Genomic DNA, 17,189 nt, shown 5'->3' on the forward strand with positions numbered 1-17,189 from the left:
GGGCCCCCTTCTGCGTGCTGCGGGCGGAGGTCAGTGACCCTCGTCGGCCAGCTTCTTGATGCCGGCCTCGACGATGGCCTCGGCCTCGGCGGCGTCGCCCCAGCCCTCGGTCTTGACCCACTTGCCGGGCTCGAGGTCCTTGTAGTGCTCGAAGAAGTGCTCGATCTCCTTGCGGAGGTACTCGGGCACGTCCGAGATGTCCTGGATGTGCTCCCAGCGCGGGTCCTTCGCGGGCACCGCGATGACCTTGGCGTCGCTGCCGCCGTCGTCGGTCATGTTGAACACGCCCACGGGGCGCACCTTCACGCCCACGCCCGGGAACAGCGGGTAGTCGAGCAGCACCAGCACGTCGACGGGGTCGCCGTCGAGCCCGAGGGTGTTCTCGAAGAACCCGTAGTCGGTCGGGTAGACGAAGCCCGTGAAGAGCACGCGGTCGAGGTAGACGCGACCGGTCTCGTGGTCGACCTCGTACTTGTTGCGGCTTCCCTTGGGGATCTCGATCACGGCGTCGTACGCGGCCATGGGTGCTCCTGGTTCAGTTCGGGGGGCGTGCCGACCGGGCCGGTCGACGGCTTCGCTAACGTTACAAGATGCCCGCCGAGCACCGTCCGACCCGTCCGCGCCTGACCCCGGCCATGGCCGACGTCCGCCGGGCCGTCCGCGCCTCGCTCGAGGGGCTCCCCGCCGACTCCCTCGTGCTCGTCGCTCTCAGCGGCGGAGCCGACTCGCTCGCGCTCGCCGCCGCGACCGCCTTCGAGGCCCCCCGCGCCGGTCTCCGCGTCGGCGCCGTCGTCGTCGACCATGCGCTGCAGGCGGGCTCCGCAGAGGTCGCCACCCGCGCCTCCTCGGCCGCGATCGCGCTCGGGCTCGCTCCCGTCGACATCCGCCGGGTCGAGGTCGGCACCGATGGCGGGCCCGAGGCGGCAGCCAGGGAGGCGCGCTACCGGTCGCTCGACCGGGTCGCCACCGAGACCGGTGCGGTCGCCGTGCTGCTCGGCCACACGCTCGACGATCAGGCCGAGACCGTGCTGCTCGGGCTGGCTCGGGGGAGCGGCCCGGTGAGCCTCCAGGGCATGGAGCCCGTCACGGGGCGGTGGCGCCGACCGCTGCTGGGGGTGCGTCGGGAGACGACCCGCGCCTCCTGCGCCGATCTCGGGCTCGATCCGTGGGACGACCCGCACAACGACGACCCCGCCTACGCCCGCGTGCGGGTGCGGCGGTCCGTGCTGCCGGTGCTCGAGCGCGAGCTGGGCCCCGGGGTCGCCGAGGCGCTCGTCCGCACGGCCGCCCAGCTGCGAGAGGACAACGACGCGCTCGACCACTTCGCGCTCGAGCAGGCCGAAGAGGTGGCGGACCACGCCGAGGCCGGCATCTCGCTCGACGTCCGGTCGCTGGCGGCGAACCCCGCGGCGCTGCGGCAGCGGCTCATCCGGCTGGCCGTCGCGAGCGAGTTCGCCGTCACGCTCAGTCGGGCGCAGACCCTCGAGGTCGCCCGGCTCGTGACCGACTGGCACGGGCAGGGTCCCGTGTCGTTGCCGGGCATTACAGTGATACGCACCGGAGGCGCGCTGCACTTCGCCGCGACCGGCGCCTCCTGAGATCCCCGCCACCACCCCCTCACACCTCACCTCTGGAGCGACAGCCCGCCATGGAACTCAGCGACATCGAGAGCGACCTCACCTCCGTCCTCTACACGGAAGAGCAGATCCACGCGAAGATCGCCGAGATCGCCCGCCGGGTCGAGGCCGACTACGCCGGGCGCGACCCGCTGCTGGTCGGGGTGCTGAAGGGCGCCGTCATGGTGATGGCCGACTTCTCGCGCGAGCTCAAGATGAGCGCCGCGATGGACTGGATGGCCGTCTCGTCGTATGGCTCGGGTACGAAGTCGTCGGGTGTCGTGCGCATCCTGAAAGACCTGGACACCGATCTGCTCGGTCGCGACGTCATCATCGTCGAGGACATCATCGACTCCGGGCTGACCCTGTCGTGGCTGCTCGAGAACCTGCGCACCCGCGGCGCCGCGTCGGTCGAGATCTTCGCCCTGCTGCGCAAGCCCGAGGCGGCGAAGGTCGACGTCGACGTCAAGTACGTCGGGTTCGAGATCCCCAACGACTTCGTGGTCGGCTACGGTCTCGACTTCGACGAGCGGTACCGCAACCTGCGCGGTGTCGGCGTGCTCGCGCCGCACGTCTACAGCTAGGCGGTCGCAGGAGGCGCGGGTCGGGCCGGCGGGCAGGGGCCAGGGCGCGCATTAGGCCCACGGCGAACACCCATGAGGCGCATAGGGCGCTCGATGTAACCTTCTGCTCATCTTCTCCCTGCAGAAAGGCGTCGGGCTCCGCCCGTACTGACATGGACTTCAAGAAACTCTTCCGCGGCCCGATCATCTACATCGTGATCGCCGTGATCGGCATCGGCATCGGGTGGAGCGTCATCAGCTCCGGGAGCACGACGCAGGTGTCGACCCAGAAGGGCCTCGCCTCGATCAGCGCCGGCGACGTCAAGTCGGCCACGATCTTCAGCAACGAGCAGCGCGTCGACCTCGTCTTGAAAGACAGCGACAAGCAGGAGCAGTTCTACTACGCGACGCCGCGTGGTGAAGAGGTCGTCACGGCCATCACCGACGCCGACCTCGAGAACTTCGACGACACCGTCACGCAGAGCAACTGGCTCGTGTCGCTTCTCGGCATCCTCCTGCCCTTCCTGATCATCGGCGTGATCTTCTGGTTCCTCCTGTCGTCCATGCAGGGAGGCGGCAGCAAGGTCATGCAGTTCGGCAAGTCGAAGGCGAAGCTGAACTCGAAAGAGACCCCGCAGGTCATGTTCACCGACGTCGCCGGCGCCGACGAGGCCATCGAGGAGCTGGAGGAGATCAAGGAGTTCCTGAAGGAGCCCGCGAAGTTCCAGGCCGTCGGGGCGCGCATCCCGAAGGGCGTGCTGCTCTACGGCCCTCCCGGCACCGGTAAGACCCTGCTCGCCCGCGCCGTCGCCGGCGAGGCCGGGGTGCCGTTCTTCTCGATCTCCGGCTCGGACTTCGTCGAGATGTTCGTCGGCGTCGGCGCCAGCCGCGTCCGCGACCTGTTCGAGCAGGCCAAGCAGAACTCGCCCGCCATCATCTTCGTCGACGAGATCGACGCCGTCGGTCGTCACCGCGGCGCCGGCGTCGGCGGCGGCAACGACGAGCGCGAGCAGACGCTCAACCAGCTGCTCGTCGAGATGGACGGCTTCGACGTCAAGACCAACGTCATCCTCATCGCGGCCACGAACCGGCCCGACGTGCTCGACCCCGCCCTGCTGCGTCCCGGTCGCTTCGACCGCCAGATCGGCGTCGACGCCCCCGGTCTCGACGGCCGCAAGCAGATCCTCGAGGTGCACGGCAAGGGCAAGCCCCTCGCCGCGTCGGTCAACCTCGAGGTGCTGGCCCGCAAGACGCCCGGCTTCACGGGTGCCGACCTGGCCAACGTTCTGAACGAGGCCGCACTGCTGACGGCGCGCTCCAACGCGCAGCTGATCGACAACCGCGCCCTCGACGAGGCCGTCGACCGCGTGATGGCCGGTCCGCAGCGCCGCAGCCGCATCATGAACGACCACGAGAAGCTCATCACCGCGTACCACGAGGGCGGTCACGCCCTCGCCGCCGCCGCGATGCGTCACACCGACCCGGTCACGAAGGTGACGATCCTGCCGCGTGGTCGTGCCCTCGGCTACACGATGGTGCTGCCCCTCGAAGACAAGTACTCGGTCACCCGCAACGAGCTGCTCGACCAGCTCACCTACGCCATGGGCGGTCGCGTCGCCGAAGAGATCGTGTTCCACGACCCGACCACCGGTGCGTCGAACGACATCGAGAAGGCGACCGGCACGGCCCGCAAGATGGTCACCGAGTACGGCATGAGCAACAAGGTCGGATCGGTCAAGCTCGGCCAGGGCTCGGGCGAGCAGTTCATGGGCCGCGACATGGGTCAGCGCGACTACTCGGAGAACATCGCCGAGACGGTCGACGCCGAGGTCCGCGTGCTGCTCGAGCAGGCGCACGATGAGGCGTGGCAGGTCATCAACGACAACCGCGACGTGCTCGACGAGCTGGCCGCCGTGCTGCTCGAGAAGGAGACCCTCGACCACGACGAGCTCGCCGAGATCTTCAAGGACGTCCGCAAGCTGCCCGAGCGCCCGCAGTGGCTCTCGAGCGACAAGCGGCCGGTCTCCGACCGACCCGCGATCCCGATGCCCACCAAGGCGCCGGTCGACGCGGCCGCGGTCGACGGCGGCGTCGGCTCCGAGCCCGAGGCCGACAGCTCGTCGAGCCGTCAGCGCCCGCCGCGCACGACGCCCGGCATCGCCACGGCGTAACCGTCGAGCGGAGCGACCGCACCGGCTCGACGCCGCCGGTGCGGTCGCTACCCTGGAGCCCGACCCTGTTCGACCCCTGGCCCCGATCGGAGGCGCCTCCCCGTGACCGACTCACCGAGTAGAGCACACCGGGCATCCGACGAGACGTCGGCCGGACGTGTCTGGAAGCGTCCGCGGGGGAGGGCGCGCTACCCCGACCCGGTCGTGCTCGACGCACCGCCGGCCAGCGCGCCGGCTGCCGGCAGCGAACGTCGCCTCGTCCTCTCGCTCGGTGAGCGGGCCGCGGTCCGACCCCCGGCCCAGCTGCCCCCGGTCACGCAGACGCCCGCGACCCGCACCCCCGGCGGCCCGAGCACCGTGACACCCGGCTCCGCGCCTACCGGCTCCGCGAGCCCGTCCGCCGCGACCGGCACCCCCGGCGGTCCGAGCACGGTGAGCGAGCCCGCCCTGCCGACCCGCGCCTCCGGACGCCGCCTCATCGCCGGCGGACGCTTCGACGGGCCGCTCGACGACCGCGACGAGGCCTCGACCCGGACCCGGGTCGGCTCGCACGCCGCGCCGAGTCCCGTGGTGCCGCCCGTCCGCGGTGCCGACGAGCTGCGGCGACCCCCGGCGAGCAGCTCGCCCGGCGTCGAGCCGGACGCCGCGACCCTCGTGATGGACATCGTGCAGCCGGCCGCGACGTCGGCTGAGACGGCTGCCGCGACGTCGGCTGCGCCGGCTGCCGCTGCCACTGCCACTGCCACTGCCGCTGCCGCGCCGGCACCGCGCCCGCCACGCGGCGGACCGCTCGTGGTCGGCATCGTCAACGTCACGCCCGACTCGTTCAGCGACGGCGGTCGCTACGTCGAGGTCGACGACGCCCTGCGGCACGCGAGAGCGCTCGTCGAGGCCGGGGCCGACGTGATCGACGTCGGCGGCGAATCGACGAGACCCGGCAGCGCCCGGGTCGCCCCGATCGACGAGCAACGGCGCGTGCTGCCCGTCATCCGGCAGCTGGCGTCCGAAGGCGTCCGGGTGAGCATCGACACCATGAACGCCGCCACGGCCTACGCGGCCGTCGAGGTCGGAGCCGACATCGTCAACGACGTCTCGGGCGGTCTCGCCGACCGCTTCATGGCGCAGGCCGTCGCCGACACCGGCAGCACCTTCGTGGCCATGCACTGGCGCGGGCCGCTCGACGGCTCCGACCGGCCCGACTACCGCGACGTCGTGACCGACGTGCACGACGAACTGCAGCAGCGCGTCGCCGACCTCGTCGCCCAGGGGATCGACCCCTCCCGTCTCGTGCTCGACCCCGGTCTCGGCTTCTCGAAGGACGCCGCTCAGAACTGGCAGGTGCTCGCCGGTCTGCGGGGGCTCGGCCGTCTCGGGCTGCCGCTGATGGTCGGGGCCTCGCGCAAGAGGTTCCTCGGCGAGCTGCTGCCCGAAGGCGCTCCGATCGAGGCCCGCGACCAGGCCACGGCGGTCGTCAGCGTGCTGGCCGCCCTCGAGGGCGTCTGGGCGGTGCGCGTGCACGACGTCGCCGCGACCCGGGCGGCGCTCGACGTCTGGCAGGCCTGGCAGCAGGGGGGCCGCTCGGCGGGCGCCGCGAAGTCGACCCGATCGGCGCGGCACGCATGACCGCCGCCGAGACGAGCCCCGCCGCGGCTGCCCCCGCCGCGGCTGCCCCCGCCGCGGCTGCCCCCGCCGCGACGGCCGCCGTCGGCCTCGACGTGCTCCGCTTGAGCGGCGTGCGCGCCACCGGGCACCACGGGGTCTTCGACCACGAGCGCCGCGACGGTCAGGAGTTCGTCGTCGACGCCGTCGTGCACCTCGACACCCGGGCGGCGGCCACCGGCGACGACCTCGAGGCGACCGTGCACTACGGCGTGCTCGCCGAGCAGCTCGTCGCCGCCGTCGAGAGCGACCCGGTCGACCTGATCGAGACCCTGGCCGAGCGTCTCGCCGGCGTGGTCCTCGCGTTCCCCGCCGCCGTGCGCACCGAGATCACCGTGCACAAGCCGAGCGCGCCCATCACCGTGCCGTTCTCGGACGTCTCGATCACCATCGTGCGGGAGCGCCCGTGAGCGCCGAGCCGCACGCGCCCAGCACCCGAGCGGCCGGCACGCGCACGACCCGCGCCGTCATCGCACTCGGCTCGAACCTCGGCGCCCGCGACGAACTGCTCGGCGACGCCGTGCGGGCCCTCGACGCGACCCCGGGCATCACCGTCGTCGCGGCCTCGACCCCCGTGTCGTCCGTGGCGCTGACGCTCGACGGCCCCGACGAGACGCGGCCCGAGTACCTCAACGCGGTCGCGCTCGTCGACACCGACCTCGAACCCCTCGCGTTGCTCAACGCGCTGCACGGCATCGAGTCCGAGCACGGTCGCACCCGCGAGGTGCGCTGGGGCGATCGCACGCTCGACCTCGACATCATCGTCTTCGGCGATCTCGAGCTCGACACCGAGCGCCTCACCCTGCCGCACCCGCGAGCGTCCGAGCGCGCCTTCGTGCTCGAGCCCTGGTTCGAGATCGACGAGGAGGCGCGGCTCGGCGGCCACGGACCGGTCGCCGCCCTGATCGCGCGGCTCCCCGACCGGACCCGACCCGTGACCGGGGCGACGCGGCTGCTCGACCGGCGCCGCGCCTCCTCGGCCATCCCGTCGGCGGACGACCGGCACGACCAGGGAGTCACCGCGTGAAGCACACCCGCCCCGGCACCCTGATCGCACTCGGCCTCGCGGCCCTCGTCGCGGGCTTCGTCGTCGACGCCGCCCTGGTCGCGAACGGCATGGCCGCCCTCGTGCCCCCGGTGCCGCTCGGCCTCGTGCTGCTCGCCATCGGCGGCATCGTCGTCAGCATGGCCGTGCCCGTGCGCCGCGTCGCCCGGGGCACCAGCACCGACCGCATCGACCCGTACTACGCGACGAGGGTGCTGCTGCTGGCCAAGGCGAGCAGTCTCTCGGGGGCGCTGTTCGGCGGGGCCGCCGCGGGGGTGCTCGTCTTCATGCTGACGCGCGGAGTGACCGTCGCGGTAGGCTCGCTCGTGCCCACGATCGTCGCCGTGGTGGGGGGTCTCGCCCTCCTCGTGGCGGGGATCGTCGCCGAGCGCATGTGCACGGTGCCACCGGGCGACGACGACGGCGGGCCGGGGGCGCAAGCGGCCTGAGGGCCGTGTTCCGTCTCGCCACCGCCGACCGGAGGAACCTCCGCCATGGATCGACTCGACAGCGCCTACCACGACATCGCCCGCCGCGACGGCGCTCACGGTGACGGCCCGCACGCCGACGGTCAGCGCCGCGACGGCGCCGTGTCCGGCTCCTGGACCGGCGTCTCGCCCAAGTACGTCTGGCCCGAGCTGATCGGCTGGGTCGTCACCGGCCTGATCGCGGCGGCCGCCACCCTGCCCCTGTGGCTCCTCGAGCAGTGGTGGGCCTACGCCGTAACCGCCGCGGTGGTCGTGATCTTCGCGCTGGTGGCCGCTTTCACGCCCCGGCGCGTCCGGTCGATCCGCTACCAGCTGCGCGACGACGACCTGCTGCTGCGCAAGGGCGTCATGTTCGTCCGCTTCGTCGCGGTGCCCTACGGCCGCATGCAGCTGATCGACATCAACCGCGGCCCGGTGGTGCGGGCGCTCGGTCTCAGCGATCTGAAGTTCGTCACGGCCGCGGCCTCGTCGGGCGTGACCATCCCCGGGGTGCCCGCCGACGACGCGGAGGCGCTGCGCGACCGCCTCGTGAGTCTCGCCGAGTCGCGACGGGCCGGCCTGTGAGCGACGGCGCCCCCGCCTCGCCGCCCGGCGCGCCCACCCCGCCGCCCGGCGCCTCCACCCCGCCAGCCGGCGCACCCACCCCGCCGCCCGCGGTCGCCGCGCTGACCGACGGCGAGTGGCACCGCCTGCACCCCGCCACCCCGGTGCTCAAGGGCGGCATCGCGCTCGTCGTGCTGCTGGGCATCGTCGTCAACAACGCGCGCGACTGGGCCATCGAGCTCTTCCTGCCCGGCGGTCGCCGCGGCGGCTCCGACGAGGGGGACCCGTTCGGCTACGTGGTCGACCAGGGCTGGATCGGCTTCGTGCTGCTCGGCATCGTCGTGGTGATCGCGGCGCTCGTCGGTCTGTTCTACCTCTCGTGGCGGATGAACACGTTCCGTGTCACCGAAGAGATCGTCGAGGTCCGCAGCGGCGTCGTCTTCCGCACGAACCGTCGGGCGCGGCTCGACCGGATCCAGGGCATCAACATCCAGCGCCCGCTGCTGGCGCGCGTCTTCGGGGCCGCCCGGCTCGAGGTCAACCAGGCGGGCGACGACGCCAACGTCGTGCTCGCGTACCTGAGGGGGGCCGCTGCCGACGACCTCCGGCGCGAGATCCTGCGCCGCGCCTCCGGAGCCCGCCGACCCGAGACGACGTCCGCGCTCGCCGGCGACGACCCCGCGAACCGAGGAGGCGCGGCGCCCGTTCTCGAAGGAGCCCCCGGCACCCCGCCGGTCGCCCACCGCACCGGGCTCGGCGGCGTCGTCGAGCAGCGCGCGCACGAGTTCCTCGCTCCCGAGCTCGACCCGCGCGAGGCCGACCCCGGCTCGGTCGTCCGCATCGAGCCGGGTCGCCTGATCGGCTCGGTGCTGCTGAGCGGCTACACGCTGTTCATCGTCGCTGCGGCCGTCGCGGTGGCGATCAGCGTCGGCGTGACCGGCGAGTACTTCCTGCTGTTCGCGATGCTGCCGGCTCTGCTCGGCTCGGGCGGGTTCTTCGTCAACCGCATCTCGAAGTCGCTGCGCTTCAGCATCGCGTCGACCCGCGACGGCATCCGCATCGGCTACGGCCTCTTCTCGACCACGAACGAGACGCTGCCGCCCGGGCGCATCCACTCGGTCAAGGTCAGTCAGCCGCTGCTCTGGCGGCCGTTCGGCTGGTGGGAGATCTCGATCAACCGCGCCTCGCGGTCGAGTGCGAACGGCGCCGACGGTCAGAACAACACCAGCATCCTGCCGGTGGGCGACATGGCCGACGTGCGTCGGGTGCTCGAGTTCGTGCTGCCCGAGCTCGTCGGAGTGGCCGCCGCGGACGCCGACACCGAAGAGGCGCTGGTCGCCCCGACGGAGCCCGTCACCGAGGAGGCGCTGGTCGCCACCTCCGACGCGGTCGCCTCCGATCCGGTGGGCGCTGCGCGCGGGTTCCGCGAGAACGCGGGCGAGCACGCCGCCCGCACCGTGTCGATCATCGAGCAGGGTCTGACCGCGAAGGGCGACGACGGCGGCTTCACCGTCTCGCCGCGTCGTGCGGCCGTGCTGCGCTGGTTCTCGTGGCGACGCAACGGGTTCCGCTCGGCGCCCGGCGCGGTGCTGCTGCGCACCGGGGCCGTCTGGCGCAGACTCGTCGTCGTGCCGCTGCCGCGCATCCAGAGCGTCGCCCTCCGGCAGGGGCCGCTGCTGCGCCGGCTGCGACTCGCCGAGGTGAGCGTGCACACCGTCCAGGGGCCGATCACCGCCCAGATCGGGGCGCTCGACGAGAACGACGCGCTCGAGTTCTTCCACGCCGCCGGGCGCGACGCCGTGGGCGCGGCCCGCGCCGACCGGACGCACCGGTGGCTGTCGAGCGTCGTGAGCGATGCGGGTGCCGGCACCGCGCCTCCTGCCGGGCCTTCCGCTCCCGTCGACGGGAGCGGTGCATGAGCGCCCAGCGCAGCGGCCGGCTCGGCGTCGGCGTGATCGGAGCGGGGCACGTCGGCCCCATCCTCGGGGCCGCCCTCGCCGCCGCCGGACACGCGGTGGTCGGCATCTCGGCCGTCTCCGAGCGGGCCCGCGACCGCGCCGAGGCGATCCTGCCGGGCGTGCCCGTGCTGACCGTGCAGGAGGTCGTCGAACGCAGCGAGCTCGTGCTGCTCGCCGTGCCCGACGACCAGCTCCCCGACCTCGTCGCGGGGCTCGCCGAGACGGGCGGCTGGCAGCCGGGGCAGCTCGTCGTGCACACCTCGGCCGTGCACGGACTCGAGGTGCTGCGACCCGCGCTCGCCGCCGGTGTCATCCCGCTCGCGATCCACCCCGCGCTCACGTTCACCGGTACCACCATCGACCTCGTGCGTCTCCGCGGCGCGTACTGCGCGGTCACGGCGCCCGTGCCGGTGCAGCCGATCGGGCAGGCGCTCGTCGTCGAGATGGGCGCCGAGCCCGTGCTCGTGGCCGACGCCGACCGCCCGCGGTACGCCGAGGCCGTCGCGACGGCGACCGAGTTCTCGGCCGCGATCGTCACCCAGTCGGTCGGTCTGCTGGCCGAGCTGGGCATGCCCGAGCCGGGGCGCGTCATCGCCCCGCTGGTCCGGTCGGCGATGGACCGCGCTCTCGGCATCGCCGAGGGGTCGGTCGGCCCCGGTACCATCGACGTGGCCTCGTTCGACGACGGGCCGTCCGCGTTCGGCGACCCGCGCGCCTGACGGCACCGCGCCTCCCACATCCTCTTCCCCCTTCGCTGGAGCAGCTGACACATGACCGTCTCGCCCGACCCCACCTCCACCCCCGCGCTCGACGGCGCGGCAGGCGCAGCCGCCGACGGCCAGGCGGTCAGCGAGGAGGCGCGCGAGGCGTCCGAGCAGAAGCACGTGCGCCTCGCCAAGCGGCAGCGTCTGCTCGACTCGGGTCGTGAGGCCTACCCGGTCGGGGTGCCCGTCTCCGACACGATCGCCGCCGTCCGCGCCCGTCACTCCGAGCTCGAGACCGACAGCCGGTCGGGCGACGTCGTGGGGCTCGCCGGTCGCATCGTGCACGCCCGCAACACGGGCAAGCTCTGCTTCGCCGCACTGCAAGCGGGCGACGGGTCACGCATCCAGGCGATGGTGTCGCTCGCCGAGGTGGGCGAGCAGTCGCTCGCCGACTGGAAGGAGCTCGTCGACCTGGGCGACCACGTCTTCGTCACCGGCGAGGTCATCTCGTCGCGCCGGGGCGAGCTGTCGATCATGGTCACCGACTGGACCATCGCGTCGAAGGCGATCCTGCCGCTGCCCAACCTGCACGGCGAGCTCAGCGAAGAGACCCGCGTGCGTCAGCGCTACCTCGACCTGATCGTGCGCGACCAGGCCCGCGCCACCGTGCGGGCCCGCGCCGCCGCCGTCGCGTCGCTCCGTCGCACGTTCGACTCGCACGAGTACCTCGAGGTCGAGACGCCCATGCTGCAGACCATGCACGGCGGCGCCGCGGCCCGACCCTTCCAGACCCACAGCAACGCGTTCGACACCGAGCTGTTCCTCCGCATCGCGCCCGAGCTGTTCCTCAAGCGGGCGGTGGTCGGCGGCATCGACCGCGTCTTCGAGATCAACCGCAACTTCCGCAACGAGGGTGCCGACTCGACGCACTCGCCCGAGTTCGCCATGGTCGAGGCGTACCAGGCCTACGGCGACTACGAGCAGATGGCGCGTCTGACGCAGGAGATGGTGCAGAACGCCGCCTTCGCCGTCGCCGGCACGCACCTCGTCACCCTCGCCGACGGCACCGAGTACGACCTCGGCGGCGAGTGGGCCCGCGTGCCCATGTACGAGTCGCTCAGCGAGGCCGCCGGCGTCGAGGTCACCCCCGCCACCTCGGTCGCCGACCTGCAGGCGCTCGCCGCCACCGTCGACCTCGTCGTGCCGCACGAGACGCACGGCAAGCTCGTCGAAGAGCTCTGGGAGCACTTCGTCAAGCCGTCGCTCGACCGCCCGACCTTCGTCATGGACTTCCCGGTCGACACGAGCCCCCTCGTGCGCAGCCACCGCTCGAAGCCGGGCGTGGTCGAGAAGTGGGATCTCTACGTCCGCGGGTTCGAGCTCGCCACGGCGTACTCCGAGCTCGTCGACCCGGTCGTGCAGCGCGAGCGCTTCGTCGAGCAGGCGGCCCTGGGCGCCCGCGGCGACGTCGAGGCCATGCGCCTCGACGAGGACTTCCTGACGGCCCTCGAGCACGGCATGCCGCCGAGCGGCGGGATGGGCATGGGCATCGACCGCCTGCTGATGGCGATCACGGGCCTGGGGATCCGCGAGACGATCCTGTTCCCGCTGGTGAAGTGACATCCCGAGACGTACCCTTGACGAGTGCCTGAAACCTATCTCGGAGCGTTCGTCTTCTCGTTGACGCCGACCATCGTCGTCGGCCTCATCTTCTGGTTCGTCGTGCGCTCGCTGATCCGCGCCGACCGGACGGAACGCTCCGCGTACTCCAAGATCGAGGCCGAAGAGCGCGCCAAGGTCGCTGCAGCCGACTTCGAGGCCGAGCGCATCGCCGCCGACCGCCGTGGGGGCGACCGCCTCGATGGCGATCGCCGCGCGGCCACGTCGTAGCGCCTCCTCGGCTCCTCTCCCCGGCTTCTCCCCGAACGCCCGTCCGACCACGTCGGCGGGCGTTCGTGCTGTCTCGGGCGCCGCGCGGACACGAGCGGAGTTGTCCCCCTAGCCGTGAACCGAACGGAGGGTGCCCGGTGGGCTGAAAAAGATAGAGCAGCCGTGCTTGATGTGTGCATCGGTGGACGGCGTCCCCCTCGACGTGCCGCTCGCACCGCGAGATGCCCATGATCACGGGCATCGCTGTGCCCCGACCCCTGGGGCTGTACCCCGTCGCGGGGAGTCGAGGCGTCTACACCCGCGGAGGGTGCGCCGTCAAAGACGACGTGTTCTCGTACCCCGAATGACTCGAAACCCTGTGTGCGCCCTCCGAGAAAGCTTGTGAAGGTCCCCTCCGGCTTTTGCCGGGATTCGGTCGAGCGAGAGACTTTTACTACGCCGAAGAGCTTCACGAACTTATTCGACAGCAACGCAGTCAGCACTCGAAGCAGGGAGAGAACGATGACGACCACCACCGTCACCACGCGCAGCAGCAGCACCGAGACGACCGACGACACCGAAGTCGAGGTCCTCTCGCAGGTCCGTGGGGCCTCCACCGACCAGGTCGGCGACTACCTCCGCCACATCGGCCGCATGCCCCTCCTCGACGCGGCCGAGGAGACCGAGATCGCCCGCCGCATCGAGGTCGGCCTGTTCGCCGCCGAGAAGATCAAGGACCTTCAGGCCGCCGACGCGGTCAAGAAGGACCGCACCAAGGCCCACGCGCAGATGATGCGCGACCTCAAGTGGCTGCAGCACGACGGCGAGCGTGCGAAGGACCGCATGATCACCGCCAACCTGCGCCTCGTCGTCAGCATCGCGAAGCGCTACACGCAGCGCGGGCTGCCCTTCATGGACGTCATCCAGGAGGGCAACCTCGGCCTGGTGCGCGCCGTCGAGAAGTTCGACTACACGCAGGGCTACAAGTTCTCGACCTACGCCACGTGGTGGATCCGCCAGGCCATCGCCCGCGGGCTCGCCGACAAGGCCCGCGCCATCCGCATCCCGGTGCACACGGTCGAGCGCATCAACCGCATCTCGCGGGCCGAGCGAGACCTGACCGTCGACCTGGGCCGTGCGCCCACCGTCGACGAGGTCGCCGCCGAGGTCGCGATGGAGGTCGCCGACCTGGTCGAGCTGAAGTCGCGTTCGCACGAGCCGGTGTCGATCCACACCGTCGTCGGCGACGCGGAGGACAGCGAGCTGGGCGACTTCATCGAAGACGAGGAGACCCCGTCGCCGACCGCCGCGACCGAGAACTCGCTGCTCAACCGCGACATGCACGCCCTCGTGGCGACGCTGCCCGACGACGAGGCGCGCGTGATCCGCATGCGCTTCGGCCTCGACGACGACCAGCCGATGACCCTCGACGAGATCTCGAAGCGCGTCCACTCGTCGCGTCAGGCCGTCTCGCGCGTCGAGAGCCGCGCCCGCCTGCGCATGTTCGCGAAGGCCGTCAGCCAGGACCTCCAGCTGTACCTGCAGTAGGCCTGTCGGGCGCTCGCGCGTCTGCTTCACCGGAGGGCCGCCGCCCCGAGTCCGCTCGGGCGGCGGCCCTCCGCCGTGCGCGCTCGTCGCTGGTGGCCCGTCGCCCGTCGCTCGTCGCCCGTCGCTCGCGCTCATGCCCGGCTGACGTTGGTCCGAAGTCGCCCTTCGCGCGGTGCTGGAGGGGCGCTTTCTGCCCACCGTGGCGCCTGCGGTGCGCGCTGTGACTGACGTTGGTCGGAAGTCGCCCTTCGCGCGGTGCTGGAGGGGCGCTTTCTGCCCACCGTGGCGCCTGCGGTGCGCGCTGCGACTGACGTTGGTCCGAAGTCGCCTTTCACGGGGTGCTGGAGGGCGTTTTCTGCCCACCGTGGGACCGTCGGCCCGCGGTGCTCTGCGGGCTTGTGCCGTGAGGCGGGCCCTCCCCAGTCGCAGGCGGGGCCGAATCGTCCACAGGGGGCGTAGCCGAGGAGGCGCGGGTCGACTCAGCCGGGCCAGTCTCGCCTCATGCCCCGCATCCCTCTGCCCCCTGACCTCGTCGACCGTCCGTTCTCCGTCGCCGAAGCGAGAGAGGCCGGTCTGGGGGCGAAGCGTCTCCGCGGCCCCGATCTCGTGGCTCCACATCGCGGAGTCCGTCTCGCGTCCGAGCGCATCGCGAGGCACGACCGTGCCATACCCGCCGCCCGGCCGCCCGGCCTTGCGACGGAGCTCATACCGGCCCGTACGGGGTTCGAGTCCGCCGCCCTCCCGGGGCCGTCGGCCGTGGTCATCGATCGGGCGCTGGCGTTGCAGCCCGTCATGCTCGAGAGCTGGTTCTTCTCACACGCCACGGCGCTCGCGATCTGGAACCTGCCCGTCCCTCTCCGGGTGACCACCGGGGTCGAGCCGTTGCACGTCAGCACGAGCGTCGGGCGCGGCCCACGTCGGCCGGGCGTCGTCGGGCACCGGTCGGCGGCGATGCGTCTGCCCGATCCGACTCGGCTCGACGTCTCGTCATCAGCATCGTGGCGCAGCGCGAGTTCTGCTCGGAGACAAATGCCCGTCGATGATCCCCTCTCGGCCTGGGTGCGCTCCGGCACCCTCCTGAGCCTCGACGAGCTCGTCCGAGCGGGCGACGCTCTGGCCGGCTCGTGGTCGCCTCACGCGGAGGCGCGCGAACGGTCGATCGACGAGCTCATCGCCGCGATCGCCGCTGTGGGCCGGGTCCCCGGGGCCGGGCGGGTTCGAGCGGCCCTCGAGCTCATCCGCCCGGGCGTCGAGTCGCCGAGGGAGACCGACCTGCGCCTCCTTCTCGTCCGTGCGGGGTTGCCCGAGCCCGAGATCAACCAGCCGACCTATGACGCCAGCGGTCGCTATCTTGGCAAGCCGGATCTGCGGTACCAGTGGTGCAAGGTCGCGATCGAGTACGAGGGTGACGAGCACCGGCTCGATCGTCGTCGGTTCCGGCACGACATCCTGAGGCGCGAGCGTTTCGCCGACGCGGGCTGGCGGACGGTCCGTTGCACGGGCGACGACCTCGACGGGCGGCGGGCCGCAGAACTCGTGGCCCGCGTCGAGCGTCTTCTCGCCTAGACAGGCGGCGGCCGCGAGCGATACCGAGCGGGGTGGTCGGATGATGTCGCTGCGTGCCCGGCGAAGACTTCACAGCGACCCGCGCGGGGTCTGCTCCGGCCTAGGGCGGTCCGCTTCGGGCCAGGCTGGTCAGAAGTCGCCCGCCAGTCGCGCGCGAGAGGCGTCTTCTGACCACCGTAGTGAGGGCCTGCGAGGTTGGTCAGAAGTCGCCCGCCAGCGCCGCGAGAGGGGCGTCTTCTGACCACCGTGGTGGTGGGGCTCGTGAGGGTGGTCAGCAGGTGCCCTTCAGCGCCGCGAGAGAGGCGTCTTCTGCCCACCGTCTGGGGTCGAGCGGTACCGAGTGGGGCCGAGCGGCGCGGGCTGTCGTTCGAGCTACGGCCGGGCGGGCGGGTGGCCGGCTGTGGGCGGGCGGCTACGGCCGCTCGCCGTGCTCCGCGCGCTCGCCGTGCTCCGCGCCCTTGCCGGGCTACGCGCGCTCGCCGCGCTCGACGCGCTCGCGGAACCGCGCCCGCACGTCGCTCGGCACGAGCTCGAGCAGCTGGTCCTCGCGCAGCGGCAGGTCGAGCAGGCTCAGCTTCAGGCGCCCCTTGCGTCCGTGCCGGTCGGCGTCGAGTCGGATGACCTGGCCCGCGTCGCGTCGCAGCCGGAGCGCGACCACGCACCCGGCGCTCACGTCGGCCATGACGCGTCCGTCGATCTCGAGCGCGGCCGAATGCGTGCCGTCGCCGATCTCGAACCGCAGCAGCTCGCGGGGGCCCAGCACCACCGAGCGGTCGATGCCCGACATGGGGGCGACCGGGGTGACCACGACAGCCGCCACGGCCGGCGACAGGATCGGCCCTCCGGCGGCGTAGTTGTAGGCGGTCGAGCCGGCCGGCGTCGAGGCGACGATCGCGTCGGCCTTGTAGAAGCCGTAGGGGGTGTCGTCGAGCACGAGGTCGGCGCTGACCACGCCCTCGCCGGGGCGCCGAGCCACCGAGACGTCGTTGAAGGCCAGGTACGTGTTCTCGAAGCCGGACGAGGTGTGGGTCACCTCGAGGGCGTGGTGCGCCTCCAGCGAGAACTGCTTCTCGCCGATCCGGTCGAGGGCCTCGGGCAGGTCGCGCGGCTCGACCTCGACCAGGAACCCCACGTTGCCGTAGTTCACGCCCAGCACGGGCACCGGCCGTTCGGCCACGAGACGCATCGCGCCGAGCATCGTCCCGTCGCCGCCGAGCGCCACCACGACCGACACGCGCTCGCGGAAGACGTCCTCGTCGACGAGCTCGACGCCGTCGCCGACCCGGGCCGCGTCGGCGGTCATCGCGAGCAGGTGCGCGTCGGAACGCGTCGTCCAGTCGCGGAGGATCGCGACGCTGTCGACGACCGACTTGGTGGGGTGCGGGACGAGCCCGACGGTGAAGGTGCCCATGGGGCCGAGGCTAGTCGTCTGCCCTGTCGGCCCTGTCAGCCCGACCCC

The 17,189-nt window shown here is 72.1% G+C and carries 16 protein-coding genes; 14 read left to right on the forward strand and 2 right to left on the reverse strand.

The features are described from left to right. Positions 1-30 precede the first annotated feature (30 nt). Positions 31-522, reverse strand: coding sequence for an inorganic diphosphatase (ppa, locus tag IFT51_RS14110; protein WP_055799285.1), 492 nt, complete (start codon positions 520-522; stop codon positions 31-33). A 68-nt stretch (positions 523-590) separates the two neighbouring features. On the opposite strand from ppa, the gene tilS reads away from it, so the two are divergent. The 14 genes from tilS to IFT51_RS14180 all read left to right on the forward strand — a co-directional run bounded on the left by tilS (position 591) and on the right by IFT51_RS14180 (position 15,730). Further along, the gene (gene tilS / locus IFT51_RS14115; protein WP_192061729.1) at positions 591-1,598 is read left to right on the forward strand and encodes a tRNA lysidine(34) synthetase TilS; all 1,008 of its coding nucleotides are present in this window, start codon (positions 591-593) and stop codon (positions 1,596-1,598) included. Between the two features lie 50 nt (positions 1,599-1,648). Beyond that, complete coding sequence (gene hpt / locus IFT51_RS14120; protein ID WP_192061730.1) at positions 1,649-2,200, forward strand: hypoxanthine phosphoribosyltransferase; 552 nt, start codon at positions 1,649-1,651, stop codon at positions 2,198-2,200. A 152-nt stretch (positions 2,201-2,352) separates the two neighbouring features. Then, positions 2,353-4,350, forward strand: a complete 1,998-nt coding sequence (ftsH, locus tag IFT51_RS14125) for an ATP-dependent zinc metalloprotease FtsH (protein ID WP_192061731.1) — start codon at positions 2,353-2,355, stop codon at positions 4,348-4,350. Between the two features lie 102 nt (positions 4,351-4,452). Beyond that, a complete protein-coding gene (gene folP, locus IFT51_RS15650) occupies positions 4,453-5,973 on the forward strand; it encodes a dihydropteroate synthase (protein WP_371740822.1) in 1,521 nt (506 codons plus the stop codon). Then, the gene (gene folB / locus IFT51_RS14135) at positions 5,970-6,419 is read left to right on the forward strand and encodes a dihydroneopterin aldolase (protein ID WP_192061732.1); all 450 of its coding nucleotides are present in this window, start codon (positions 5,970-5,972) and stop codon (positions 6,417-6,419) included. The genes folP and folB overlap by 4 nt, the downstream gene beginning before the upstream one ends. Further along, positions 6,416-7,036, forward strand: a complete 621-nt coding sequence (gene folK / locus IFT51_RS14140) for a 2-amino-4-hydroxy-6-hydroxymethyldihydropteridine diphosphokinase (protein ID WP_192061733.1) — start codon at positions 6,416-6,418, stop codon at positions 7,034-7,036. The genes folB and folK overlap by 4 nt, the downstream gene beginning before the upstream one ends. Further along, the gene (locus IFT51_RS14145; protein ID WP_192061734.1) at positions 7,033-7,503 is read left to right on the forward strand and encodes a DUF3180 family protein; all 471 of its coding nucleotides are present in this window, start codon (positions 7,033-7,035) and stop codon (positions 7,501-7,503) included. Before folK ends, IFT51_RS14145 begins: the two co-directional genes overlap by 4 nt. Positions 7,504-7,548: 45 nt before the next feature. Next, a complete protein-coding gene (locus tag IFT51_RS14150; protein WP_192061735.1) occupies positions 7,549-8,106 on the forward strand; it encodes a PH domain-containing protein in 558 nt (185 codons plus the stop codon). After that, positions 8,103-10,004: a PH domain-containing protein gene (locus tag IFT51_RS14155; RefSeq protein WP_192061736.1), complete on the forward strand. Its 1,902-nt coding sequence runs from the start codon at positions 8,103-8,105 to the stop codon at positions 10,002-10,004. Before IFT51_RS14150 ends, IFT51_RS14155 begins: the two co-directional genes overlap by 4 nt. Then, a complete protein-coding gene (locus IFT51_RS14160; protein ID WP_192061737.1) occupies positions 10,001-10,762 on the forward strand; it encodes a Rossmann-like and DUF2520 domain-containing protein in 762 nt (253 codons plus the stop codon). Before IFT51_RS14155 ends, IFT51_RS14160 begins: the two co-directional genes overlap by 4 nt. 51 nt (positions 10,763-10,813) lie before the next feature. After that, on the forward strand, positions 10,814-12,367 hold the full coding sequence (gene lysS, locus IFT51_RS14165) for a lysine--tRNA ligase (RefSeq protein ID WP_192061738.1): 1,554 nt from the start codon (positions 10,814-10,816) through the stop codon (positions 12,365-12,367). A 24-nt stretch (positions 12,368-12,391) separates the two neighbouring features. Beyond that, positions 12,392-12,637, forward strand: coding sequence for a hypothetical protein (locus IFT51_RS14170; protein WP_192061782.1), 246 nt, complete (start codon positions 12,392-12,394; stop codon positions 12,635-12,637). A 501-nt stretch (positions 12,638-13,138) separates the two neighbouring features. Next, positions 13,139-14,164: a sigma-70 family RNA polymerase sigma factor gene (locus IFT51_RS14175; protein WP_192061739.1), complete on the forward strand. Its 1,026-nt coding sequence runs from the start codon at positions 13,139-13,141 to the stop codon at positions 14,162-14,164. Between the two features lie 501 nt (positions 14,165-14,665). Further along, positions 14,666-15,730, forward strand: a complete 1,065-nt coding sequence (locus tag IFT51_RS14180; RefSeq protein ID WP_192061740.1) for a hypothetical protein — start codon at positions 14,666-14,668, stop codon at positions 15,728-15,730. A 466-nt stretch (positions 15,731-16,196) separates the two neighbouring features. Here the strand turns inward: IFT51_RS14180 and IFT51_RS14185 are convergent, their stop codons facing one another. Continuing rightward, entirely contained in the window at positions 16,197-17,141 is a 945-nt protein-coding gene (locus IFT51_RS14185; protein ID WP_192061741.1) for an NAD(+)/NADH kinase, read from the reverse strand. Between the last annotated feature and the right edge of the window lie 48 nt (positions 17,142-17,189).

The organism is Frigoribacterium sp. CFBP 13712 (genome assembly GCF_014842255.1).
Taxonomy (GTDB): domain Bacteria; phylum Actinomycetota; class Actinomycetes; order Actinomycetales; family Microbacteriaceae; genus Frigoribacterium.

Bases quoted from the DNA above. Each gene is read 5' to 3' on its own strand.
- hpt (WP_192061730.1), top strand. From the start codon at position 1,649: ATGGAACTCAGCGACATCGAGAGCGACCTCACCTCCGTCCTCTACACG.
- tilS (WP_192061729.1), top strand. From the start codon at position 591: ATGCCCGCCGAGCACCGTCCGACCCGTCCGCGCCTGACCCCGGCCATG.
- IFT51_RS14150 (WP_192061735.1), top strand. From the start codon at position 7,549: ATGGATCGACTCGACAGCGCCTACCACGACATCGCCCGCCGCGACGGC.
- IFT51_RS14160 (WP_192061737.1), top strand. From the start codon at position 10,001: ATGAGCGCCCAGCGCAGCGGCCGGCTCGGCGTCGGCGTGATCGGAGCG.
- IFT51_RS14180 (WP_192061740.1), top strand. From the start codon at position 14,666: ATGCCCCGCATCCCTCTGCCCCCTGACCTCGTCGACCGTCCGTTCTCC.
- lysS (WP_192061738.1), top strand. From the start codon at position 10,814: ATGACCGTCTCGCCCGACCCCACCTCCACCCCCGCGCTCGACGGCGCG.
- IFT51_RS14175 (WP_192061739.1), top strand. From the start codon at position 13,139: ATGACGACCACCACCGTCACCACGCGCAGCAGCAGCACCGAGACGACC.
- IFT51_RS14185 (WP_192061741.1), bottom strand. From the start codon at position 17,141: ATGGGCACCTTCACCGTCGGGCTCGTCCCGCACCCCACCAAGTCGGTC.
- ppa (WP_055799285.1), bottom strand. From the start codon at position 522: ATGGCCGCGTACGACGCCGTGATCGAGATCCCCAAGGGAAGCCGCAAC.
- folB (WP_192061732.1), top strand. From the start codon at position 5,970: ATGACCGCCGCCGAGACGAGCCCCGCCGCGGCTGCCCCCGCCGCGGCT.
- ftsH (WP_192061731.1), top strand. From the start codon at position 2,353: ATGGACTTCAAGAAACTCTTCCGCGGCCCGATCATCTACATCGTGATC.